Source organism: Hydrogenophaga sp. (assembly GCF_018780075.1).
In the GTDB taxonomy this organism is placed as follows: Bacteria; Pseudomonadota; Gammaproteobacteria; order Burkholderiales; family Burkholderiaceae_C; genus Hydrogenophaga.
The window spans coordinates 35,462-58,193 of the sequence record NZ_JADMKB010000005.1 but is presented as its reverse complement, the minus strand read 5'-3'; the positions used below and the strand labels follow the sequence as shown (position 1 = coordinate 58,193).

Here is a 22,732-nt window from a genome sequence, read left to right as displayed (position 1 = left end):
TAATGTCAGGCTGCAATTCAAAAAGGCAAACGGGTCAAGGTCCGGCGGGGTATGTGTCCGCTCATGTCCATTGGCCTCAAGTCCTGACACCGCTTCACAAGAGTGGGTGGAGGGGCACCCAAGGTATTTCGTCAGAGAAATTCTCGAAAGGTTCATCATGGAAATCAACAAGGCCGAACTGGCCTCCGCTGCCGCCGCGTCCGGCGCAGCCACCCAAGAACTCCGCGGGGCAGAGATCCTCGTCAAGGCCCTCCAGGCTGAAGGCGTGAAGTACATCTGGGGCTATCCCGGTGGTGCTGTGCTGCACATCTACGACGCGTTCTACAAACAGGACACCATCCAGCATGTGCTGGTGCGCCATGAGCAGGCCGCCGTTCACGCCGCCGATGGGTATGCCCGCGCCACTGGCGATGTGGGCGTGTCCCTGGTCACCTCGGGCCCCGGCCTGACCAATGCCGTGACCGGCATCGCCACCGCCTACATGGACAGCATCCCGATGGTGATCATCGCCGGTCAGGTGCCCACAGCCGCGATCGGTCTGGACGCCTTCCAGGAGTGCGACACCGTCGGCATCACGCGCCCCATCGTCAAGCACAACTTCCTGGTGAAGGATGTGCGCGACCTGGCGGTGGTGATGAAGAAGGCCTTTCACATCGCGCGCACCGGCCGCCCGGGCCCTGTGGTGGTGGACATCCCGAAGGACGTGTCGTTCAACAAAACCGCCTACTCGGGCTACCCCGAATCGGTGGAGATGCGCTCGTACAACCCGGTGCGCAAAGGCCACGGAGGCCAGATCCGCAAGGCCCTGCAGCTGTTGCTCACCGCGAAGCGTCCTTACATCTACACGGGCGGCGGCGTGCTGCTGGGCAATGCGGTGCAGGAACTGCGTACGCTGGTGGACTTGCTGGGTTACCCGGTCACCAACACCCTGATGGGCCTGGGCGCCTATCCTGCCTCCGACCGCAAGTTCCTCGGCATGCTGGGCATGCACGGCACGGTGGAGGCCAACAATGCGATGCAGAACTGCGACGTGCTGCTGGCCGTGGGCGCGCGTTTCGATGACCGCGTGATCGGCAACCCCAAGCACTTCGCTCAAAACGAACGCAAGATCATCCACATCGACATCGACCCGTCGAGCATCTCCAAGCGCGTCAAGGTGGACGTGCCCATCGTGGGTGACGTGAAAGATGTGTTGACCGAGCTGATCAACATGGTGCGCGAGACCAGCACCCGGGCCGAAGAAAAGGCGCTGGCGGGCTGGTGGGAAACCATCGAAGGCTGGCGTTCGACCGACTGCCTGAAGTACGACCGTGGCAACAAGGACGTGATCAAGCCGCAGCACGTGGTGGAAACGCTCTGGAACATGACCAAGGACGCCGACGCTTACATCACGTCCGACGTCGGTCAGCACCAGATGTGGGCCGCGCAGTACTACAAGTTCAACGAGCCGCGCCGCTGGATCAACTCCGGGGGGTTGGGCACCATGGGTGTGGGCATTCCCTACGCCATGGGCATCAAGCTGGCCAAGCCCGAGAGCGAAGTGTTCTGCGTGACCGGCGAAGGCTCGGTGCAGATGTGCATCCAGGAACTCTCCACCTGCCTGCAATACAACACGCCGATCAAGATCGTGGCGCTGAACAACCGTTACCTCGGCATGGTTCGCCAGTGGCAGGAGCTCGACTACGAGGGGCGCTACAGCCACAGCTACATGGATGCGTTGCCCAACTTCGTGAAGCTCGCCGAGGCCTATGGCCACGTCGGCATGCTGATCGAGCGCCCGCAGGACGTGGAAGGTGCTCTGCGCGAAGCGCGCAAGCTCAAGGACCGCACCGTCTTCATGGACTTCCGCACCGACCCCACGGAAAACGTCTTCCCCATGGTGCGTGCCGGCAAGGGCATCACCGAGATGACATTGGGCGCCGAAGACCTCTGAGCTTTTCACCCTGCCACCCCGAGTGGCAGTCCCTTCGACGAATCTATTTGCAGCCAAGCCTGCGCATTACCGTGCGCCGGGGAGGGCTCAGAAAAGAGGAATCTCATTCATGAAACACATCATCGCTGTCCTGCTCGAAAACGAACCCGGTGCGCTCTCGCGCGTGGTGGGCCTGTTCTCCGCGCGGGGCTACAACATCGAATCGCTGACCGTGGCTCCCACGGAAGACCCCAGCCTCTCGCGCATGACGATCCAGACCACAGGGTCGGACGACGTGATCGAGCAGATCACCAAGCACCTGAACCGGCTGATCGAAGTCGTCAAGGTGGTGGACCTGACCGAGGGCGCCTACACGGAGCGTGAACTCATGCTGGTGAAGGTGCGCGCGGTGGGCAAGGAGCGCGAGGAAATGAAGCGCATGGCCGACATCTTTCGCGGCCGCGTCATCGACGTGACGGAGAAGAGCTACACCATCGAACTCACCGGCGACCAGGGCAAGAATGATGCATTCCTGGAGGCCATCGACCGTGGTGCGATTCTCGAAACCGTGCGCACCGGTTCGTGCGGCATCGGCCGGGGTGAGAGAATCCTGCGCGTTTGATTTTTTTCAAGGCTCAGCCATTTGCCCGTTCGGGCTGAGCCTGTCGAAGCCCCTGTCCCCCGGACGAGGGTCCCGAGAGCCCTTCGACAGGCTCGCGAAGAACGGCACAAACCTCAATTCCATTGGAGCAAAAAGATGAAAGTTTTCTACGACAAAGACTGTGACCTGAGCCTGATCAAGGGCAAGACCGTGGCCATCATCGGCTACGGCTCGCAGGGCCACGCCCACGCCCAGAACCTGAACGACAGCGGCGTCAAGGTTGTGGTCGGTCTGCGCAAGGGTGGTGCCTCCTGGGACAAGGTCGGCAAAGCCGGGCTGACCGTGATGGAAGTCAACGATGCCGTGAAGGCCGCGGACGTGGTCATGATCCTGCTGCCCGACGAGCAGATCGGCGAGGTCTACACCAACAACGTGGCTCCCAACATCAAGGCGGGTGCTTCACTGGTGTTTGCCCATGGCTTCAACGTGCACTACAACCAGGTCGTGCCCCGCGCCGATCTGGACGTGTGGATGGTCGCGCCCAAGGCCCCTGGTCACACCGTGCGCAACACCTACACCCAGGGCGGCGGCGTGCCCCACCTGATCGCGATCCACCAGGACAAGAGCGGCAAGGCGCGTGACCTCGCGCTGAGCTACGCCATGGCCAACGGTGGCGGCAAGGCCGGCATTATCGAGACCAACTTCAAGGAAGAGACCGAGACCGACCTGTTCGGCGAGCAGGCTGTTCTGTGCGGCGGCGCTGTCGATCTGATCAAGATGGGTTTCGAGACCTTGGTCGAAGCCGGCTATGCGCCCGAGATGGCTTATTTCGAATGCCTGCACGAGCTCAAGCTGATCGTGGATCTGATCTACGAAGGCGGCATCGCCAACATGAACTACTCGATCTCCAACAACGCGGAGTTCGGCGAGTACGTGACCGGTCCTGAGGTGATCAATGAAGAGTCGCGCAAAGCCATGCGCAACGCCCTGAAGCGCATCCAGAACGGTGACTACGCCAAGATGTTCATTCAGGAAGGTCGTCTGAACTATCCGAGCATGACCGCCCGCCGCCGCAACACCGCCGATCACCAGATCGAGGTGGTGGGCGCCCAGCTGCGCGCCATGATGCCCTGGATCGCCAAGAACAAGCTGGTCGACCAGACCCGCAACTGATCTGGCTTCATGCTTGCTCAAAGGCCACCTCGGTGGCCTTTTTCTTTTTCTGCCAACTTTCCCCTGGCTTACACTGCCACCTTGCGCCATGAGCGCGGCAAGCGGCCTGAGCCGAACATCCATGCACGACGGAACCGACCCATTGAACGAACCCAGCGGCGAGAGTCGCAAGCGAAGCAAGGGCATCTACATGGTGCCGAACATGATCACGCTGGCCGCTTTGTTTGGCGGGTTTTACGCCATCGTCATGGCCATGAACGGACGCTTCGACCTGGCCACAGTGGGCATTTTTGCGGCCATGGTGCTGGACAGTCTGGATGGTCGCGTGGCCCGCATGACCAACACCCAAAGCGCCTTCGGTGAGCAGATGGACTCACTGTCCGACATGGTGTCGTTTGGTGCTGCGCCCGGGTTGGTGGCGTATGTCTGGGTGCTCAAAGACATTGGCCGTTGGGGATGGATCGCCGCCTTCGTTTACTGCGCCTGCGCCGCGCTGCGCTTGGCGCGCTTCAACGTCAACACTGGGGTGGTGGACAAACGCTACTTCCAGGGCCTGCCGTCCCCTGCTGCTGCGGCACTGGTGGCGGGGTTCATCTGGCTGGCGACCGAATTGGAGTTGGACCGAACCGTGCTGGTGTGGCCGATGTTCGCGTTGACGCTGTATTCGGGTCTGACCATGGTCACCAACGTGCCGTTCTACAGTTTCAAAGACTTGAGCCTTAAGAAGAGTGTGCCTTTCGCGGCCATTGTCTTGGTGGCGCTGGGTATCGCGGTCATCAACATCCATCCTCCGACTGTGCTGTTCGGTCTGTTTGTCATTTACGGGCTCTCGGGTTACGCGATGTACTTCTGGCGCAAGTCCAAAGGCAGACCGACGAGTGTCATCAGCACGTCCACGGACGAACCCGACGAGCGTGGTTTGCATGAATAGAGTCACCGCTTGATGGCCCTGGGTTTCCTCCACGAAGATCGCATGCCCTTTGTGATACATTGTTTGCCATGAAACAAGTTTCGTTCTCGCTGCTACTGGGTGTCCGTCACGGGCAGGTCTGGTAACGCAAAAGCGATTTCCAACAACGGCCCGTTTGCACCCGCAGCGGGCCGTTTTTGTTTTGGACTGCGGGTTTTTTCAAGCGCTGCCCACGAGGCACCACACCGGAGAATCACATGACCGACAAGCTCATCATTTTTGACACCACCTTGCGCGACGGCGAGCAGTCACCAGGTGCCTCGATGACCAAGGATGAAAAACTGCGCATTGCTCGTCAGTTGGAGCGTCTCAGGGTGGACGTGATCGAAGCCGGTTTTGCGGCGAGCTCCAACGGAGACTTTGATTGTGTGCAGGCCATTGCCAACACCATCAAGGACTCCACCGTGTGCTCGCTGGCGCGGGCCAACGACAGGGACATCTCTCGGGCCGCTGAGGCGCTCAAGGGCGCGCACCGGGCACGCATCCACACCTTCATCGCGACCAGCCCTCTGCACATGGAGAAGAAGTTGCGCATGACGCCGGACCAAGTGTTCGAGCAGGCCAAACAGTCGGTTCGTTTCGCGCGCAACCTGGTGGATGACATTGAGTTCAGTCCAGAAGACGGTTACCGCAGCGACATGGATTTCCTCTGCCGTGTCCTGGAGGCCGTGATCAAGGAAGGGGCGACCACGCTCAACATACCAGACACCGTGGGCTATGCGATCCCTGAGCTGTATGGCGACTTCATTCGCACGTTGCGCGAGCGCGTACCCAACTCCGACAAGGCCATCTGGTCGGTGCATTGCCACAACGACCTGGGCATGGCGGTGGCCAACTCGTTGGCGGGCGTGAAGATCGGTGGCGCGCGCCAAGTGGAGTGCACCATCAACGGCCTGGGAGAGCGCGCGGGCAACTGCTCGCTGGAGGAAATCGTGATGGCGGTGCGCACGCGTCGCGACTATTTCAACCTCGACGTGGGCGTCGATGCGACACAGATCGTGCCGGCCAGCCGCATGGTCAGTCAGACCACCGGTTTCGTGGTGCAGCCCAACAAGGCTGTGGTTGGGGCGAACGCCTTTGCGCACGCCAGCGGTATTCACCAGGACGGCGTGCTCAAAGCCCGCGATACCTATGAAATCATGCGCGCTGAAGACGTGGGCTGGGCCGCCAACAAGATCGTGCTGGGCAAGCTCAGCGGGCGCAACGCCTTCAAACAGCGCTTGCAGGACCTGGGCATCGAGATGGAGTCGGAGAGCGAAATCAACACCGCCTTCGCCGCATTCAAGGAGCTCGCCGATCGCAAGAGCGAGATCTTCGACGAAGACATCCTGGCACTGTGCAGCGATGAAAGCGTGACCACGGAAAAAGAGCGATACGGCCTGGTGTCCTTGGCCCAGCACAGCGAGACCGGCGAGCGCCCACATGCAGAGGTGGTGTTCACGATTGCCGGCAAGGAGTTTCAAGGCTCGTCGGATGGCAATGGTCCTGTTGACGCCTCGCTGAAGGCCATTGAAAGCCACGTCAAAAGCGGGGCTGAACTGGTGCTCTATTCGGTGAATGCCATCACCAGTGGTTCAACCGAAAGCCAGGGTGAAGTCACCGTGCGTTTGCAGCATGGCGGGCGTGTGGTGAACGGCGTGGGCGCCGATCCTGACATTGTCGTGGCCTCTGCCAAAGCTTATCTGAGTGCACTGAACAAGTTGCAGAGTCAGGCTGATCGGGTCGCTGCCCAAGGTTAAGTCTTTGAAAATCAAGTACTTAAGATGTAATTCTGTAGCGACTGCTAGAAATACCCTGCAAACGGAGGGCTGTTCTGGTGTTCACTGAGGAATATTTCCCAAGCATTTGATATTGCTAGTTTTTTTCATAGCTTCTATACTCCACTCTAGAACAACGTCGTTGTCTGGAGTGGAGTAAATGAAACCTTTTCGCACACGCTTATTCACGCTGTTGCAATTCGTTGCGGCCGCCGTGACATCGGCGGCCCTGCTGCTGCCACTGTCGGCGGAAGCGGCTGTGGCGAAGAAGTTGGGAGCCAAGGCCAAAAAGCCTGCAGCCACCCATGTCGTCGAGCGCAAGAAGCGCGTCGTGGCCAAGGCCGCTCCTTCAAGAAGGGGTGTGGCGGTGGCAACGAAAGGCCGCAAACAGGATCGCATTGATGTGAAATTGGCCAAGGCTGAATTTCGTGGATCCAAGCGACTCGGTTCCGGTAGAAAGAACGCGTCAACACAGATTGCCAGTGCCCGCAAGCCTGAGCGGTCGACCCGGGCCACCCGTGCTCGTGTTCAAAAGAACGACATTCGGTTGGTGGCCCATCGCAGTCCGGCGCACGTCATGCGCATGCTGGAGGAACCGCGGCTGTCCAATGGTGAGCGCCTGGGTCTGCGTGCCGCTGAAGATCCGTTGGCGTTGAACTCCAGCGTGGCGCTTGTGGTGGATCAGCAAACCAATGAAGTGCTTTTCAGCAAGAACGACTCGGCTGTGCTGCCTATCGCATCGCTCACCAAGTTGATGACGGGTCTGGTGATCACCGATGCCAATCTGTCGATGGATGAGCCATTGACGATCACCCAGGACGATGTGGATACCTTCAAAAACAGCCGTTCCAGGCTGGCGGTGGGTTCGACGCTCACCCGCGGCGAACTGATGCACCTGGCGCTCATGTCAAGCGAGAACCGTGCAGCCCATGCCCTGGGCAGGACCTATCCGGGTGGGTTGGACAGTTTCGTTCGCCTGATGAACAGCAAAGCCCGCGAGCTCGGCATGCGCGACACGCGTTACGTCGAGCCGACCGGTTTGTCCAGTCTCAACCAGTCCAGTGCCCGCGATCTGGCGACGCTGGTGTCTGCGGCTTATCAAAGTCCTATCTTGCGCAGTTTGTCCACGTCGCCCAGCCACCAGTTGGAACTTGGTCACCGCGTGCTGGAATTCAAGAATTCCAATCGGTTGATCCGCAATCCTGACTGGGAGATCGGTCTGCAGAAGACCGGCTACATCTCCGAGGCAGGTCGTTGTCTGGTGATGCAGGCCAAAGTGGCTGGACGGCAACTGATCATGGTGTTCCTGGATTCAGCGGGCAAGCTGAGCCGCGCCCAGGATGCCGAGCGTGTTCGACGCTGGGTGGAGGCTCAGCCCTATCCCCAGGCAGCGGTTCGTCCGCAGGGTTGAGGGATCACACTTCAAGCAAAACGGTCCTCTTGAGGACCGTTTTGCTTTGCATCAGATCGGAATCAATCACTTCAACTGGAAGATGAATGAGGGCGTTGGTGACGCTAGCGTGGCGTGGTGTGTGCGGCCTGGGCTTTGGGGCATCCCAGGGCGACGGAGATGTCAGCTGCAGTAGCGCGCAGCTTGGGGACCCAGTTTTCATCGATGCGGTCAGCCGGTGCTGAGATCGACAAACCTGCCACCAGGCGGCATTGGTCATCGTAGATGCCTGCGGCCATGCAGCGGACCCCAAGCTCGAGTTCTTCGTTGTCCCGTGCAAGGCCTGCAAGGCGGCATTGCTGGAGCTCACGTTCCAGCGTGACCAGCTGGGTGAGGCTGTTGCGCGTGTTGCCGGCAAGACCTGTGCGTGTGGCATAGGCGCGCACACGCTGCGGTTCGTCAGCGGCCAGGAAAAGTTTGCCGACCGACGTGAGGTGCAATGGCGCTCTACCCCCGATGGCTCGCACCACTTGCATGCCGGAGCGCTCGCTGTAGGCCCGCTCGACATAGACGATTTCGTCGCCCTGGCGCACGCTGAGGTTCACGGGTTGTTGGATCAGCTTGTGCAGTTCGCGCATCGGAGTCAACGCCGCGTCACGCACGCTCAGGCGGGCCTTCACCAGATTGCCTAGCTCCAGGAGGCGCATGCCCAGCCGGTAGCTGCCGGCCTCTGGCCGATCAACAAAACGACCGATCGTCAGGTCGTTGAGGATGCGGTGGGCGGTGGATGGATGAAGCCCGGTCTTCTCACTGATTTCTTTCAGGGACACCGGCTCTTCGCGCGAGGCAAGCACTTCAATCAGGTTGAACATCCGTTCAATCACCTGGACGGTGGGTGTGCTGGGGAGGGAATCGGATCGTTTGGTCATGGCCGCCATAAGGTTGCGCCCATTTTACAAGATGAAATCAAGGACCCGGCGCCCAGCGGCCGTCTCGCAACAGTTCGTGAGGTTGAAAACTGGACTTGTAGCCCATTTTCTGGCTCTGCTCGATCCAGTAGCCCAGGTACATGTGTGGCAGCCCCAGTGCTTTGGCCTGTTCGATCTGCCACAACACGCTGTAGGTGCCATAGCTGGCACGGCTGTCGGGCTCGTAGAAGGTGTACACCGCGGAGAGCCCGTCATTGAGCACGTCGACGATGGACACCATCACCAGCCGGGCGGGCAGTTCCCCGGTGGCGGGTTCATGGAATTCCACCAATCTTGAGTTGACGCGGCTTTGCAGGAGAAACTGGGTGTATTGATCGATGCTGTCCTGGTCCATGCCACCGCCGGCATGGCGGCTGTTCTGGTACCGGAGGTACAGCTCGTAGTGTTCTGGAACGAAGCAGAGGCTGAGCACCCGTGTTTCCAGGTGGGCGTGTCGCGATTGGCTGCGCCGCTGGCTGCGTGAGGGCTTGAACTGTTCGACAGGCACCCTGAGCGGCACGCAGGCCTGGCAGCCATCGCAATAGGGGCGGTAGGTGAACATGCCGCTGCGGCGAAAGCCATGGGTGACCAGATCGGAGTAGGCGTCGTTGTGGATGAGGTGGCTCGGCGTTGCCACTTGGGAGCGCGCCTGGCGTCCCGTGATGTAGCTGCACGGGTAGGGAGCGGTCGCGTAGTACTGCAGCGCCTGCAGCGGTAGTTCTTTGAGGTGGGTCACGCTCGAACGCCGTCGTCAGAGAGGAGGTGATTCCAGTATACGTTCTGGAATTTCCAGATCGGGGTGCGGTCCAGCGTCGTCTGATGGAGATGCTGGCAAAAAGCGTTGCGGGGCATCAAGGTCGCTCCCAGCGAGGCGAGGTGCGGGGTGTCTTGCTGGCAATCGATCAGTGGTATGTGTTCGGCACGGCAAAACGCCACCAGAGCGCTCAGGGCGATCTTGGATGCATCACTTTTCCGGCTGAACATGGATTCTCCAAACACCATCGCACCCAGGTTGATGCAATACAGGCCGCCAGCGAGTTCACCATCGATCCAGGTCTCGACGCTGTGGGCGATACCGGCTCGGTGCAGCCGGACGTACGCCTGCTCCATCGCAGGCAGTATCCAGGTGCCCGCCTGCTCGCCACGCGGCGTGTGTGCGCAGGCCCGGATCACCCGCTCAAAATCGTGATCGAAACGGATCTCGAGGCGTTGTTCAGCGCGGAGCCTGTTCAACGTCTTGCGCAGCGAACGGTGCAGGCGAAAGGCCTCCGTCGGCAGCACCATGCGCGGATCGGTGCTCCACCAGAGAATGGGTTGTCCCGCGCTGTACCAGGGGAAGATGCCCTGTGAATAGGCCGAGACCAGTGTCTGAACATCGAGCGCGCCGCCGGCCGCGAGCAAGCCCGTGGCGGGATCGTTGGGCCCCCAGGCGCTGTCCACCGGTGGGAATGCATCGCCTGGCTCAAGCCAGGGCAGCTCCGGGGTGCGTGCTGAAGCAGACATGTGCCTATTGTCGGCTGAGCGCCATCCTGATCTCACGAATGACAGTCAGCACTGCCGTTCCCAGAGCGACCCCAACGCCATCGGCCAGCAGGTCCAGTTCATCGCCGTGTCGCCACTCGGTGGCCGTTTGCGCCAGTTCGATCATGGCACCATAGGTGAGCAGGCCGAGGCAGACGCGCCAGAGATTCTTGGGGTAGGCGACGTGGCCCAGCAGAGCAAGCATCGCGAACCCGCCCGCGTGTTGGCTTTTGTCCCAGATGTCGAAGGACTGGGGTGGCAAATAGGCCATCGGCAACAGCGACAAGACGGCCACAGCGACGGCGCAGAGCCAGAAGGCCGACTTCGTCAGCAAGAGTGGTAGCGCGGGTGATGAATGCATGTGATGAACAGAGAATCCCAAACAACAAAGGCCTTCCGAAGAAGGCCTTTGTGGTGATTTCTGTTGGCTCCCCGACCTGGACTCGAACCAGGGACCTGCGGATTAACAGTCCGTCGCTCTACCGACTGAGCTATCAGGGAACAGCCTCAAATTATAGTGCGGTTTTTACGCCTTTTGAAAGATGCCTTGCATTTCTTGAAAATTTCTTGCTTGGGCCCTGGAAGCCATCGGGCCGAACGCGTCAGTCGAACACTGGAGATTCCACACCCAGTACTTTGTGCAGCTTGGGGCTGGTGGTCGTGTACTGCAGAAACACTTTTTTCTCGGGAAAGATGATGGGCATCGCGCCATAGGCGGCGAGTGCACACTCGTGGAAGCCCGAGAGGATGAGCTTCTTCTTACCGGGGTAGGTGTTGATGTCGCCCACGGCAAAGATGCCGGGAACGCTGGTCGAGAACTTCTCGGTATCGACCACCACCTGTTTTCGCTCAATGTCCAGTCCCCAATCCGCGATGGGACCGAGCTTGGGGGACAGGCCGAAAAACACCAGCAACACATCGAGCGGCACGAGCCGCGTCACGCCGTCGGCGCCGGTCACCTTGATGCTGGTGAGTCGGTCGTCCTGCTCTTCATGGCCGGTGATCTGGCCGACGATGAACTGCATGTCCAGCCGCTCACACAGCTCGCGCATTCGGGCCACGTTCGCTGGCGCGGCCTTGAAGCCATCGCGTCGGTGGATCAGGATCACGCTCTCAGCCTTGTTCGGCCCTTCAGCCACGAAGTTCAGCGCCCAGTCAATCGCCGAGTCACCACCACCGACAATCACCAAGTTCTTGCCAGCGAAATCGGCGGGGTTCTTGACGAAGTAGAACAGTTGCGATCCTTCAAACCTTTCGAGCCCGTCGACCTTGAGCGTGCGCGGCTGGAAAGCGCCCACGCCCGCGGCGACAAAAAGTGTCTTGGTGAGGAAACGTGTGCCCTTCGCGGTTTCCACGTGGAAACGGCCATCGACCTGGCGCTGGACCGTGCTCACCTCTTGGCCCAGATGGAAGGTGGCACCGAAGGGGGCAATTTGCCTGAGCAGGGCGTCGGTCAGTTCCTGACCCGTGCACACGGGTATGGCCGGAATGTCGTAGATCGGCTTGTCGGGGTACAGCTCGACGGGTTGACCGCCCGGGTAGGGCAGCGCATCGATGACATGGGCCTTGATTTCCAGCAAACCCAGTTCGAACACCTGAAACAAACCCACCGGCCCCGCGCCGACGATGACCGCATCGGCCTCGATGAGGCCGTTCACCGCGCTCGCTGGGTCTGGCGAAGCCACGACCGGGGACGGCGCCATGCTCAGCGCTTCAGTTCAGGCAGTTTGCCCGTGCGGTCTTTCCAGTCGTCGGCGTCGGGCAGTGCGTCTTTGCGCTTGGTGATGCTCTTCCAGTTCGGCAGCTTGGCCAGGTCGGCGTTGAGCACCGTCATGTGAAGCTGGTCCTTGGGCAGATCTTCTTCTGCGTAAATGGCGCTCACCGGGCATTCCGGGATGCAGACCGCACAGTCGATGCACTCGTCGGGATCGATGGTCAGGAAGTTGGGGCCTTCGCGGAAGCAGTCAACAGGACAGACATCGACACAGTCGGTGTATTTACAGCGGATGCAGGATTCGGTGACGACGTGGGTCATGGTGAGAAGTGAAATTCGGAAAGAGCCCGGATTTTAGGGTTTCCAGAGGGTAAAGCAGGGCCTAAGCCCTGACCTTGACATAAGTTAACGAGACACGCCGGCAACCAGAGCCGGTGTGGCGTCAGTTCACGAGCACCGCGCCCGAGGTCTTGTGGCTGGCCGTGTCCACCAGCACCAGCGAACCCAGCGCGCGCGATTGTGCGTAGGGCAGCGTGGCCAGCGGTTCCTGCAGGGCCAGTTCGATGTGGCCGATGGCGTTGGGTTCCAGCTGGGTCGCGTCTTCTTCGGCCAGCGTGTTGATGTCGAGCTTGTGCACGATGCGCTTGACCTTGGCCTTGACCCAGCGGTGGCCGTGCAGCGCCCAGTAGACGCGGCCGGCGACCAGGGTTTCGTCGTCCATCCAGGCCACGGTGGCGCGGATCTCTCGGCTGGCCTCGATGGCAGAGCCTTCGCCGTCCACCGCGAGCAGCCAGTCGCCACGCGACACATCAACTTCGCGGTCGAGCACGATGCCGGCGCTGTGGCCAGCGAGCACCGCTTTCGGCGTGCGGGCATGGTCCAGCACCTGTGCCACGGTCGCGGACTGGCCGCTGGGCATGACCTTGACCTGTTGGCCCGGCTGCACGCCACCGGTGGCCACGCGGCCCCAGAACACACGGCGGCCTTGACTGGTGTCGGAGGACGACGAGAACTTCTCGACCCACTGGACCGGGAAGGCGAACGGCAGCGTGGTGTCGGCCGCCGTCACCGGCAGCTGTTCCAGAATTTCCAGCAACGTGGGGCCGCTGTAGCCACACCAGGCGGCGTCGGCGGCGGCATCCACCACGTTCCAGCCCTTGAGCGCAGAGACGGGCACCGTTGCGGTGACGGTGATGCCGGCTTCGGCGGCGAAGGCGGCGAGCGCGGCGCTGATGTGGGCGAACGCGAGCGCGCTGTCGGCCACGGCGTCGAGCTTGTTGACGGCGAACACGATGGACGGCACGCGCAGCAGGTTGACCAGCAGCGAGTGGCGGCGGGTCTGCACCAGCAGCTTGAGGCCGGCGTTTTGCCAGTCCAGCTTGGTGGCATCCACCAGCACCACGGCCGCGTCGGCGGCCGAGGCGGCGGTCACCATGTTGCGCGTGTACTGCTCGTGGCCCGGCGCGTCGCCGATGATGAACTTGCGGGTTTCGGTGTTGAAGTAGCGGTAGGCCACGTCGATGGTGATGCCTTGCTCGCGCTCGGCCGACAGGCCGTCGGTCAGCAGGGCCAGGTCGGTTTCACCCTGGCGTTGCACGCCGGCCAGGTGGTCCTGCAGCACGGCCTTGCTGTCGACCAGCAGGCGGCCGATCAGCGTGCTTTTGCCGTCATCGACGGAGCCGCAGGTGATGAACTTCAGCGCGGTTCGGGTGTCGGCGGCGGGAGAGGGAGAAACAACAGCGTTCATACAAAACTTTCGCGAGAAATGTCTGGTTCCAGAACGCCGCGGAACCGGCTTTGCCGGGCCGCTGGCGTTGCCCCTTGAGGGGCGGAGCTGGCTACACGCAGTGAGCCAGCGATAGGGGTGGGCTAGAAATACCCGTCCTTTTTCCGCTTCTCCATCGAAGCGTCCGATGTCTTGTCGTCCATCCGGGTCGCGCCGCGCTCGCTCACGTCGGCGGCCAGCGTCTCGATGACGATGTCGGCGGCCGTGGCGGCCAGGCTCTCCACCGGGCAGGTGCAGGTGATGTCGCCCACGGTGCGGAAGCGCACGTCGCGCACCTGCACGGTCTCGCCGTCTTTCGGCGGGGTCAGTTCGGTCACCGGCACCAGCAGGCCGCGGCGGTCGACCACCTCACGCTGGTGGGTGTAGTAGATCGAGGGCAGGGCAATGTTCTCGCGCTCGATGTACTGCCACACGTCCAGCTCGGTCCAGTTGCTGATGGGGAACACGCGGAAGTGCTCGCCCGGGGCCAGGCGGGTGTTGAACAGGGTCCACAGCTCGGGGCGCTGGGCCTTGGGCTGCCACTGGCCGAAGCTGTCGCGGTGCGAAAAGATGCGTTCCTTGGCGCGGGCCTTTTCTTCGTCGCGGCGTGCGCCGCCGATCAGCGCGTCGAAGCGGAATTCCTCGATCGCTTCCAGCAGCGTCACCGACTGGTGCACGTTGCGGCTCTCGCCCGGGTGGGCCAGGCGCACGGTGCCGCGCTTCATGGAGTCTTCGACGTTGCGCACGATCAACTCGGCCTGCAGTTCGGCGGCGCGGCTGTCGCGGAAGTCGGTCACTTCGGGGAAGTTGTGGCCGGTGTCGATCATCAGCAGCGGGTAGGGAATGCGGCCGGCGCCAAAGGCCTTTTCGGCGCAGCGCAGCATCACCAGCGAGTCCTTGCCACCCGAGAACAGCAGGGCGGGGCGCTCGAAGGCGGCCGCGACCTCGCGCAGGATGAAGATGGTTTCCTCTTCGAGCGCGTCGAGGTGGGCGTTGCTCAGGTGGTGTTCGGCGGATTGCAGCACGGCGGTGTCGGTACGGGCGTTCATGATCGGGTTCAAGCGGTCGGTTCAGTGGGCCAGATGCAAGCCGCACTCGCGGTTGTCTTCGCCCTTGGTCGGGTCCACATAGTCGAAATTGTTGGGCAGGCCGTGGGCCTCACAGTACTGGTAGAGCTCTTTGGACGACCAGTGCAGCAGCGGCGCGACCTTGATCAGGCCGTCGGGGTTGATGCTCACCGGGTCCATGTTGGCGCGCACGGCGGTGTCGGTGGCGCGCAATGCGGTGAACCAGACCTTGGGCGCCGTCTCACGCAAGGCTCGGGCAAAGGGTTCGAGCTTCACCTCTTCGGTGAAGGCGGCATGGCGTGGGTCGTCCAGCGCGGGCGTGGCGCCATCGACCGCTTCGCGGTGCGCGCGCGAACGGCGCGGCAGGTAGATGTGCAGGTTCAGTTTGAGCTGGCGGGTGACTTCGTCGGCGAAGCGGTAGGTGGCCTCGGTGTTGTATCCGTTGTCCATCCAGACCACGGGCACGTCCGGCTTCACGGAAGCGACCAGGTGCAAGATCACGGCTTCGAACGGGCGGAAGTTGGTGGTGACGATGGCGGGCTGTCCCAGGCTCAAGGCCCAGTTCACCAGTCCCTGGGGGTTGCGGCCGAGCTCGGCGTTGATGTCTGCGAGCTGGATGGGTGCGAGATCGATGGTGCTCATGGTGTCTTTTCGTGGGTCTCAGGCGACAGCGAAATGCGGGAGTGCGTCCACCGCGTCGCCCTGGTAGAAAGCGGGGTAGTGGGCCAGCAGCTTGCGGCCGTGGTCCAGGCTCTGGTCGTCGCGCAACACGGCCTGCGAGAAGCCGCTGCGCTGCATCTGCGCCAGCTGGTCGATCAGCACGTCGCCGGTGGCACGGATCTCGCCCGTGAAGCCGAGGCGGCGCCGCAGCAAAAAGGCCTGACTGAACGCGCGGCCATCGGTGAATTTGGGGAACTGCAGCACGACGGTGCCGACGCCGTCCAGCGCGGCGTCGCGTGGGTCGGTGTCGTTGGCCAGCGTCAGGGTGCCGGCTTCGTCAGCGGCGAAAGACTCGGCCTTGAAGAGTTGGAGCGTGGGTTTCATTCAAATACCTCGGAATCGGCGCTCAGGCGGCGACAGGGGTTCGGGCCGTGGCCACGCGCACGGCGTTGGCGGCGGTCTTGAAGGGGTCGATGCCGATGCGCTTGACGGTGTCGATGAAGGTCTCGCGGCCGTCGCGCTGCTCGCGGTAGGTGTTGATCACGGCTTCGATCACGTCGGTCATTTCATTGGCGGCGAACGACGGGCCGATGACCTTGCCCGGTGTGGATTCACCCGACAGTCGCGTGCCATCCGAGCCGCCCAACGTCACTTGGTACCACTCCTGGCCGTCCTTGTCGACGCCCAGGATGCCGATGTGCCCGCTGTGGTGGTGGCCGCAGCTGTTGATGCAGCCACTGATGTGCAGGTCGATCTCGCCCAGGTCGTGAAGCTCGTCCAGGTCCTGGTAACGCGCCAGCAAGGCCTGAGCGATGGGCAGCGAGCGGGCGTTGGCCAGGTCGCAGAAATCGCCACCGGGGCAGGCGATCATGTCGCTCAGCAGGCCGATGTTGGGCTTGGCCAGGCCGAGGCGGCGCGCTTCGCGCCACAGCTCGGGCAACTGGTCGCAGCTGACCCAGGGCAGCAGCAGGTTCTGTTCGTGCGTCACGCGCGCCTCGCCGGCCGAGAAACGGTCGGCCAGCTCGGCGGCGCGCTCCAGCTGCTCGGCGCTCGCGTCGCCGGGGGCTGAGCCCAGGCGCTTGAACGACAGCGTGACGGCGCGCAGATCCGCGTTCTGGTGCGGCTTCACGTTTTGCGTGAGCCAGCGGCTGAACTCCACGTCGTCTTCGGCCGCGGCCTTGAGGATGTGCGCGATCTTGGCGTCGGCGCTCTTGCGGTCGCATTTGAGCTGCGGCGGCACGAAGAAGGCGCTCACGCGGTCCAGTTCGGCCTGGCTGATGGTGTGCGGCGCGCCGTCCTTCTCGATGATGTCGCGGTACTCGGCTTCTACCTGATCGGTGAAAGCCTGGCCCTCGGCCTTCACCAGGATCTTGATGCGGGCCTTGTACATGTTGTCGCGGCGGCCGAAGCGGTTGTAGGCGCGCACCACGGCTTCGAGGTAGTTGAGGATCTGGTTCCAGGGCAGGAACTCGCGGATCACCGTGCCGATGATCGGCGTGCGGCCCATGCCGCCACCCACGCGCACCTGGAAGCCCAGGTCGCCGTCCACGTTGCGCAAGAGGCGCAGGCCGACGTCGTGCCACGGCGTGGCGGCGCGGTCTTCGCGGGCGCCGGTGATGGCGATCTTGAACTTGCGCGGCAGGAAGGCGAACTCGGGGTGCAGCGTGCTCCACTGGCGCATGATTTCGGCGAAGGGGCGCGGGTCGGCCACCTCGTCCACCGCGATGCCGGCCAGCGCGTCGGTGGTGATGTTGCGGATGCAGTTGCCGCTGGTCTGGATGCCGTGCATGCCCACGCTGGCCAGCAGATCCATCACGTCGGCCGAGCGCGAGAGCGGGATCCAGTTGTACTGCACGTTCTGGCGCGTGGTGAAGTGGCCGCAGCGGTCGGGCAGCGTGGGCACTTCGGAGAGGCCTGCATTGGCTTGGGAGACGTCGTGGTCTTCCTTGTGGTCGAAGTCGCGCGCGATCTTTGCGAGCACCTTGAGCTGTGCGCTGTTGATCTCACCGTAGGGCACGGCCACGCGCAGCATGGGCGCAAAGCGCTGCACGTACCAGCCGTTCTGCAGGCGCAGCGGCTTGAACTCGTCGTCGCCCAGCGTGCCGGCTTGCCAGCGGGTGAGCTGGTCGCGGTACTGGTCGGCGCGCAATTGCACGAACTGGCGGTCAAAGTCGGAATATTGGTACATCGTTGGTACGTCGTCTTCGTGGGGCAGAAAGAATCAGAGGGCAATCAATTTCATGCCAGCGTAGGCCAGCAACACCGAGAGCGCAGAGCGCACCAGGCGTTCGGGCGTGTGGCGCATCAGGCGGGTGCCGAGCCAGATGCCCGGAATGGAGCCGGCCAGCAGATTGACCAGCAGCGGCCAGTCCACCGAGCCAAGGCTGGCGTGACCCAGACCGGCCACCAGCGTCAGCGGCACAGCGTAAGCGATGTCGGCGGCCACGATGCGCGGCAGCGGCAGCAGCGGGAACAGGATCAGCAGCACCGAGACGCCGATCGCACCGGCGCCGACCGAGGTGAGGGTGACCAGGGTGCCGATCACGGCGCCGAACAGCACCGGCAGGCTCCAGTGGCGTGCGCGGGTCGCGTCCTGCAGCCGGCCTTCTGGCAGGGTGCGTGGCAGCTGTTTCCCGCGGGCGGCCTTGTAGAGCATGGCCACGGCGGTCAGTAGCAGGGCGATGCCCAAGGTGTGCGTCATGACCGACTGCACTTGGGGATTGGCCGGACCGACCTTGTGCAGCACCGCCAGCGTGACCAGCGCGGCCGGGATGCTGCCGGCGCAGAGCTGGCCCACCACACGCCACGGCACCAGGCGCTGGCGCGCCAGGCTGAGCGTGCCGCTGGCCTTGGTGAAGGCGGCGAACAGCAGGTCGGTGCCCACCGCGAGGTAGGGCTTGATGCCGAAGAAAAAGATCAGTATCGGCGTCATCAGCGAGCCGCCGCCCACGCCGGTGAGCCCGACGATGAGTCCCACGGCAAAGCCGGCAAAGATGATGGCGAATTCAGGCATGGGCGCGACTGTAAAGATGCCTGCTTATATTGCAAACGACATTTTGGTTGTTCATATATGCCTTTCGGCAATAAAAGGAAGCATCGGGGGACGCATCTGGATCGCCCCGACCGGCCTGCGGTCAGTGGGGTGGCAGTAACATGCAGCCATGGTCAAGCAGCGGATTTACGTCAATGTCGTGGGGTTTTCCGACGTGGAACGGCATGCGCTCAACACGGTGTTTCGCTTGTCGGAAGAGCGCGAACTGTCTTATGTGCCCTGGGTCCCGCTCACCGCCCCGGGCGTCGAACTCAACACCATGCGCGCCGATGTTGCGCTGGTGGATGGCGACAGCGCCGAGGCGGTGCTCGCCCACGCCAAGGAACTTCCTCCCGGGCAGCGATTGATCTGGGTGGGGACCAGGGCACCGGCTCACGCGTGGCGGGTGGTGGACCGGCCGATCCAGTGGGCGGGCCTGCTGGACGATCTCGACGCGGTGTCTGCGGCGAGGCAGGTCGATTCCGGTCAACTGGATCTGGACGTCACCTCGCCGGCCCCGCTGGAGATGGCACCCGGTGAGGTCCACAAGCGGGCGCTGCTGGTGGGATCTCAACCCGAGGAAGAGCCTCTCTTTCGCGCCCGGTTGGCGCGCGTGGGCGTGCTGGATGCCGACGTGGCCCAGAGCACCGAACTGGCGGCAGAGCTGATCGGGCGCCAGCGCTACTGTTGTGGTGTCTTCAATCTGGACGAGCACCATATCGACGCCTGGTCGCTGGCCCGGCTGTTCGCGCAGCACAACCCCCAAGCGCTCAACATGGGCATCAGCGAACACGCGGGGCCGCTGTCGCCCTGGTGGAGCCGGCGACGGATGAGACGGGACACGGAGCGCACCGGCATCAACGCCCTGCTGGCCCGACCGCTGCAGGCCGACGAGCTGCAACGGTCGCTGGACCTGCTGCGCTGAACGCGCTCAGACGCGCTGTCGCCGGGCGGCTTTCCAGGCAAACCGCGACGGGTCCAGCGCCTGTTCCAGGTCGTGGTCGGCGGGCGGCAGGGGCGATGCCTCGCCGCTCATGCGGGCGGCCAACAGGTGGGCACACCAATGTGCCAGCGTCAGGCCACGCGATCCCAGGGCGGTCAGCAGGTACAGACCGGGCAGGTGCGGTGTCTCGGCCAGCGGCACCCGCCCCCGGCGAGCGCCAGCGGCGTTCATCAGCGCGTCGAGCGCCTGCAGGTCGGGCGCGGCACCCACCAGGGGCAAACGGTCCAGTGAAGCGCAACGAACCTGGGCCCAGCCCCGCAACGAGCCGTCGGCGACCGATTGCCGCAACACGCCAGCCGCGGGTGCGTGCATCTCTTCCAGACTCTGTGCGTTGCGTTCATGGGCAGCCGCCTCGACAGTGTTGTTGTCTGCTCCACGTTCGTATGTCGAACCCATGGCCCAGACGCGCGGCGGCCACGCCGGCGACAGGCCAGCGTCTTCGTAGGCGGGTACAAAAACACCGTTGTTGCGCATGGGGCGGGGTGCCAGCGGGTCGCCGTCGAGCGCGGCCAGGCTCATCTGTCCTTTGACCGGGCGCAACGGCAGGGCCGTGGCGGTCAATCCGTGATGGCTTTCGAGCAGGGTCCGGGTGCCATGGGCAGACGCCACCACCACGGTCGGCGCTTGGGCCAGTGGCCGGCCGGCTTCGTCCAGCGCCACCCAGGCGCCGTCAGGCCAGCGCGTGAGGCCCGCCACGCGCTGGCTCCAAAGGCAGTCCAGCGCACCGAAGCCGCGCGCCTCGTCCAGCCAGGCATTCACCAGCGCGGCTGGTCGCACCAGTGCAGCGGGCCAGCGGCCAGGGTCATGGCCCAGGTTGTCCACCTCACAGGCTTGCCAACCGTGGCCTTGTGGCACCCGCCGCTGCAATTCAAGGCGGGCATCCGCCACACCCAAGGCGCACAGGCGCGACAACGGCGTGGGCACCCGGGTCACATGCGGGCTGAGCATGCCCACGGGCAAGGCAGACGCCGCCTGGGCTGGGCCAGGCGCAGCGTCGAGCAAGGTCAGCCGCCATCCCCGACGGGCCAGGGCCACACAGGCGGCAGACCCGGCCAGACCGGCGCCGATCACCAAGGCATGGCGGGTAGAGGACGGCTCGTGCAATGGGGTTGGGGCATCCGGGCCCACAAGACCGGACGCGTGGGACGCGATCAGGATGCGCTGGGCGGCGGCACGTAACCGGCGGCGGCGTCGGCGCCTTCGCCAAAGAAGTGCTTCTCCATCTGGCGGGCCAGGTATTGGCGCGCGCGGGCGTCGGCCAGGTTGAGGCGGTTTTCGTTCAGCAACATGGTCTGGTGCTTGAGCCAGGCCGCCCAGGCTTCCTTGCTCACGTTTTCATAAATGCGCTTGCCCAGCTCGCCCGGGTAGGGCGGAAAGTCCAGACCTTCGGCTTCTTTGCCGAGCTTGATGCATTGGATGGTGCGTGCCATGGGGTGTCCTTAATATCTCTTTGGATATGAATCAAATAAAAATATATTGGTTCTGGTTTTAACCGAGCGCGGGCATCATGCGGGTTTTCCAGAACGGCCAGCCGGGTGGAGCCTGGCTGGCATGGGCCCGACTGTATCAACGATTGGGTGTCCCTGGACCCAGCGGGGCGGGACATCGGGGTGCAGTGTGGCCCGGATCGGCATGGTCCGGGCTGACATAACGCAAATCTTTGACAGACGCGGGCTTTTACAATCTGGGGATCTGATGCGGTGCCCATACCGCCACCGGTGCGCCGGACCTTTCGCCGACCTGCCGCAGCCTGGCTGCGGTTCACAGACCTTTTCAAGACCATGAGTGCTTTCATCGAAGAACGCGTGTTGACCGTGCATCACTGGACCGACCGCCTGTTCAGCTTCACCACCACCCGTGACCAGGCCCTGCGCTTCTCGAACGGGCACTTCACCATGATCGGCTTGCGGGTCAACGACAAGCCGCTGCTGCGCGCGTACAGCATTGCCAGCCCCAACTACGCCGACCACCTGGAGTTCCTGAGCATCAAGGTGCAGGACGGTCCGCTGACCAGCCGCCTGCAGCACATTCAGGTGGGTGACAAGGTCATTGTCGGCCGCAAGCCCACCGGAACCCTGCTGATCGACTACCTGCTGCCCGCCAAGCGCCTGTACCTGCTGGCCACCGGCACCGGACTGGCTCCCTTCCTGAGCGTGATCCGCGACCCCGAAACCTACGAAAAGTTCGAACAGGTCGTGCTGGTGCACGGCGTGCGCGAGGTCAAGGAACTGGCGTACCGCGAGATGCTGGAAAGCACGCTCAAGCAGGACGAATTCCTGGGTGAGCTGGTGCAGCAGCAATTGTTGTACTACCCGACCGTGACCCGTGAGCCCTTCGTGCACCAGGGCCGCATTCCGGTCGTGATCGAGAACGGCCAGCTCGCCAAAGACCTGGGCATCCCCGACCTGAACCCGGCGGAAGACCGTGTCATGATTTGTGGCAGCCCCGAGATGCTGCGCGATCTCAAGGCCCTGTGCGAAAAGCGCGGTTTTGCCGAAGGCAATACCACGCGGCCGGGCCAGTTCGTGATCGAGCGCGCTTTCGCCGACAGCTGATCGATCGCCTGTTTCCGCCGGAACTCTGAGGCGCTGGCCGGGTCCACCGGGGCGCCTCGTTTCATTTTCAGGAGATCGTTTGAGCACCCTTGCCCCTGTTTTTCGCCTGTTGGACCAACACCCTCGCCGAGTGCTCGCGCTGGTGGCGGTGGCCTGTGTCGGCCTGTTGGCGTTCGGCATTCTTTATCTGCAGCAGGTCGTTGGGCTGGAGCCGTGCCCGATGTGCATCGTGCAACGCTACGCCTTGATCCTGGTGGCATTGGTGGCGGGTGTGGGTGCTTTGCTGCCTGGTCGCCGCGGGCGCCAGGTGGGCGTTGGCGCCATGGGGCTGCTGGCGATCGGTGGCGCCTTCGTGGCGGCGCGCCAGAGCTTTCTGCAGTGGAACCCGCCGGAGATCATGAGCTGTGGACGCGATTTCTACGGAATGATCGAATCGTTTCCGCTCAAGCGCGCCATCCCCATGATTTTCAAGGGCAGTGGAGACTGTTCGGCGGTGGACTGGACCTTCTTGGGTCTGACGATTGCCAACTGGTCGTTTCTCTGTTTCGCGGGCATTGCCGCGCTGGCCTTGCTGATGTTGCTGCGCAGGCCGTCCGTCTGAACCGATGGTGCTCACAAAGAGAAGCCGCCCGAGGGCGGCTTCTC

Annotated in this window: 23 protein-coding genes and 1 tRNA gene; 9 read left to right on the top strand and 15 right to left on the bottom strand. The window is 63.0% G+C overall.

Features of this window, described 5'->3' with window-relative positions:
- Positions 1 to 157: 157 nt before the first annotated feature.
- The 6 genes from IV088_RS02190 to IV088_RS02165 all read left to right on the top strand — a co-directional run bounded on the left by IV088_RS02190 (position 158) and on the right by IV088_RS02165 (position 7,824).
- On the top strand, positions 158 to 1,933 hold the full coding sequence (locus IV088_RS02190; RefSeq protein WP_291097209.1) for an acetolactate synthase 3 catalytic subunit: 1,776 nt from the start codon (positions 158 to 160) through the stop codon (positions 1,931 to 1,933).
- 109 nt (positions 1,934 to 2,042) lie between these two features.
- Entirely contained in the window at positions 2,043 to 2,534 is a 492-nt protein-coding gene (ilvN, locus tag IV088_RS02185; protein WP_291097206.1) for an acetolactate synthase small subunit, read from the top strand.
- Between the two features lie 135 nt (positions 2,535 to 2,669).
- Entirely contained in the window at positions 2,670 to 3,686 is a 1,017-nt protein-coding gene (gene ilvC, locus IV088_RS02180; protein WP_291097204.1) for a ketol-acid reductoisomerase, read from the top strand.
- Between the two features lie 121 nt (positions 3,687 to 3,807).
- A complete protein-coding gene (gene pssA / locus IV088_RS02175) occupies positions 3,808 to 4,617 on the top strand; it encodes a CDP-diacylglycerol--serine O-phosphatidyltransferase (protein ID WP_291097202.1) in 810 nt (269 codons plus the stop codon).
- Positions 4,618 to 4,853: 236 nt separating this feature from the next.
- A complete protein-coding gene (locus IV088_RS02170; protein WP_291097200.1) occupies positions 4,854 to 6,395 on the top strand; it encodes a 2-isopropylmalate synthase in 1,542 nt (513 codons plus the stop codon).
- 178 nt (positions 6,396 to 6,573) lie between these two features.
- A complete protein-coding gene (locus IV088_RS02165; protein ID WP_291097198.1) occupies positions 6,574 to 7,824 on the top strand; it encodes a serine hydrolase in 1,251 nt (416 codons plus the stop codon).
- Between the two features lie 104 nt (positions 7,825 to 7,928).
- Here the strand turns inward: IV088_RS02165 and IV088_RS02160 are convergent, their stop codons facing one another.
- From IV088_RS02160 to IV088_RS02100, 13 genes are all read right to left on the bottom strand, one after another.
- Positions 7,929 to 8,732: an IclR family transcriptional regulator gene (locus tag IV088_RS02160; protein WP_291097196.1), complete on the bottom strand. Its 804-nt coding sequence runs from the start codon at positions 8,730 to 8,732 to the stop codon at positions 7,929 to 7,931.
- A 37-nt stretch (positions 8,733 to 8,769) separates the two neighbouring features.
- Entirely contained in the window at positions 8,770 to 9,507 is a 738-nt protein-coding gene (locus IV088_RS02155) for an arginyltransferase (RefSeq protein ID WP_291097194.1), read from the bottom strand.
- On the bottom strand, positions 9,504 to 10,274 hold the full coding sequence (gene aat, locus IV088_RS02150) for a leucyl/phenylalanyl-tRNA--protein transferase (protein ID WP_291097192.1): 771 nt from the start codon (positions 10,272 to 10,274) through the stop codon (positions 9,504 to 9,506). Before aat ends, IV088_RS02155 begins: the two co-directional genes overlap by 4 nt.
- A 4-nt stretch (positions 10,275 to 10,278) precedes the next feature.
- Complete coding sequence (locus IV088_RS02145; RefSeq protein ID WP_291097190.1) at positions 10,279 to 10,653, bottom strand: VanZ family protein; 375 nt, start codon at positions 10,651 to 10,653, stop codon at positions 10,279 to 10,281.
- Positions 10,654 to 10,717: 64 nt separating this feature from the next.
- Positions 10,718 to 10,793: transfer RNA gene (locus tag IV088_RS02140), tRNA-Asn, on the bottom strand.
- 101 nt (positions 10,794 to 10,894) lie between these two features.
- The gene (locus tag IV088_RS02135) at positions 10,895 to 11,995 is read right to left on the bottom strand and encodes an NAD(P)/FAD-dependent oxidoreductase (protein WP_291097188.1); all 1,101 of its coding nucleotides are present in this window, start codon (positions 11,993 to 11,995) and stop codon (positions 10,895 to 10,897) included.
- A 2-nt stretch (positions 11,996 to 11,997) separates the two neighbouring features.
- Entirely contained in the window at positions 11,998 to 12,327 is a 330-nt protein-coding gene (gene fdxA / locus IV088_RS02130; protein WP_291097186.1) for a ferredoxin FdxA, read from the bottom strand.
- 121 nt (positions 12,328 to 12,448) lie between these two features.
- Positions 12,449 to 13,753, bottom strand: coding sequence for a GTP-binding protein (locus IV088_RS02125; protein WP_291097184.1), 1,305 nt, complete (start codon positions 13,751 to 13,753; stop codon positions 12,449 to 12,451).
- 122 nt (positions 13,754 to 13,875) lie between these two features.
- Positions 13,876 to 14,820, bottom strand: a complete 945-nt coding sequence (gene cysD, locus IV088_RS02120; RefSeq protein ID WP_291097182.1) for a sulfate adenylyltransferase subunit CysD — start codon at positions 14,818 to 14,820, stop codon at positions 13,876 to 13,878.
- Positions 14,821 to 14,841: 21 nt separating this feature from the next.
- On the bottom strand, positions 14,842 to 15,480 hold the full coding sequence (locus tag IV088_RS02115) for a phosphoadenosine phosphosulfate reductase family protein (RefSeq protein ID WP_291097180.1): 639 nt from the start codon (positions 15,478 to 15,480) through the stop codon (positions 14,842 to 14,844).
- 18 nt (positions 15,481 to 15,498) lie between these two features.
- Positions 15,499 to 15,882, bottom strand: a complete 384-nt coding sequence (locus IV088_RS02110; RefSeq protein ID WP_291097178.1) for a DUF934 domain-containing protein — start codon at positions 15,880 to 15,882, stop codon at positions 15,499 to 15,501.
- A gap of 22 nt (positions 15,883 to 15,904) precedes the next feature.
- Positions 15,905 to 17,686, bottom strand: a complete 1,782-nt coding sequence (locus IV088_RS02105; protein WP_291097176.1) for a nitrite/sulfite reductase — start codon at positions 17,684 to 17,686, stop codon at positions 15,905 to 15,907.
- Between the two features lie 33 nt (positions 17,687 to 17,719).
- Positions 17,720 to 18,511, bottom strand: coding sequence for a sulfite exporter TauE/SafE family protein (locus IV088_RS02100; protein ID WP_291097174.1), 792 nt, complete (start codon positions 18,509 to 18,511; stop codon positions 17,720 to 17,722).
- Between the two features lie 148 nt (positions 18,512 to 18,659).
- Between IV088_RS02100 and IV088_RS02095 the strand changes: the two genes are divergently transcribed.
- Entirely contained in the window at positions 18,660 to 19,454 is a 795-nt protein-coding gene (locus IV088_RS02095) for a hypothetical protein (RefSeq protein WP_291097172.1), read from the top strand.
- 6 nt (positions 19,455 to 19,460) lie between these two features.
- On the opposite strand, the gene IV088_RS02090 is transcribed toward IV088_RS02095, so the two are convergent.
- Both IV088_RS02090 and IV088_RS02085 read right to left on the bottom strand, forming a co-directional pair.
- Positions 19,461 to 20,636, bottom strand: coding sequence for an FAD-dependent oxidoreductase (locus tag IV088_RS02090; RefSeq protein WP_291097170.1), 1,176 nt, complete (start codon positions 20,634 to 20,636; stop codon positions 19,461 to 19,463).
- A gap of 47 nt (positions 20,637 to 20,683) precedes the next feature.
- Positions 20,684 to 20,962, bottom strand: coding sequence for an oxidative damage protection protein (locus IV088_RS02085; RefSeq protein WP_291097168.1), 279 nt, complete (start codon positions 20,960 to 20,962; stop codon positions 20,684 to 20,686).
- 351 nt (positions 20,963 to 21,313) lie between these two features.
- Here IV088_RS02085 and IV088_RS02080 point away from each other — a divergent pair, with 351 nt between their 5' ends.
- Together IV088_RS02080 and IV088_RS02075 are read left to right on the top strand one after the other, a co-directional pair.
- Entirely contained in the window at positions 21,314 to 22,087 is a 774-nt protein-coding gene (locus IV088_RS02080) for a ferredoxin--NADP reductase (RefSeq protein WP_291097166.1), read from the top strand.
- Between the two features lie 79 nt (positions 22,088 to 22,166).
- The gene (locus tag IV088_RS02075; RefSeq protein ID WP_291097164.1) at positions 22,167 to 22,688 is read left to right on the top strand and encodes a disulfide bond formation protein B; all 522 of its coding nucleotides are present in this window, start codon (positions 22,167 to 22,169) and stop codon (positions 22,686 to 22,688) included.
- The last annotated feature ends 44 nt before the right edge of the window (positions 22,689 to 22,732 follow it).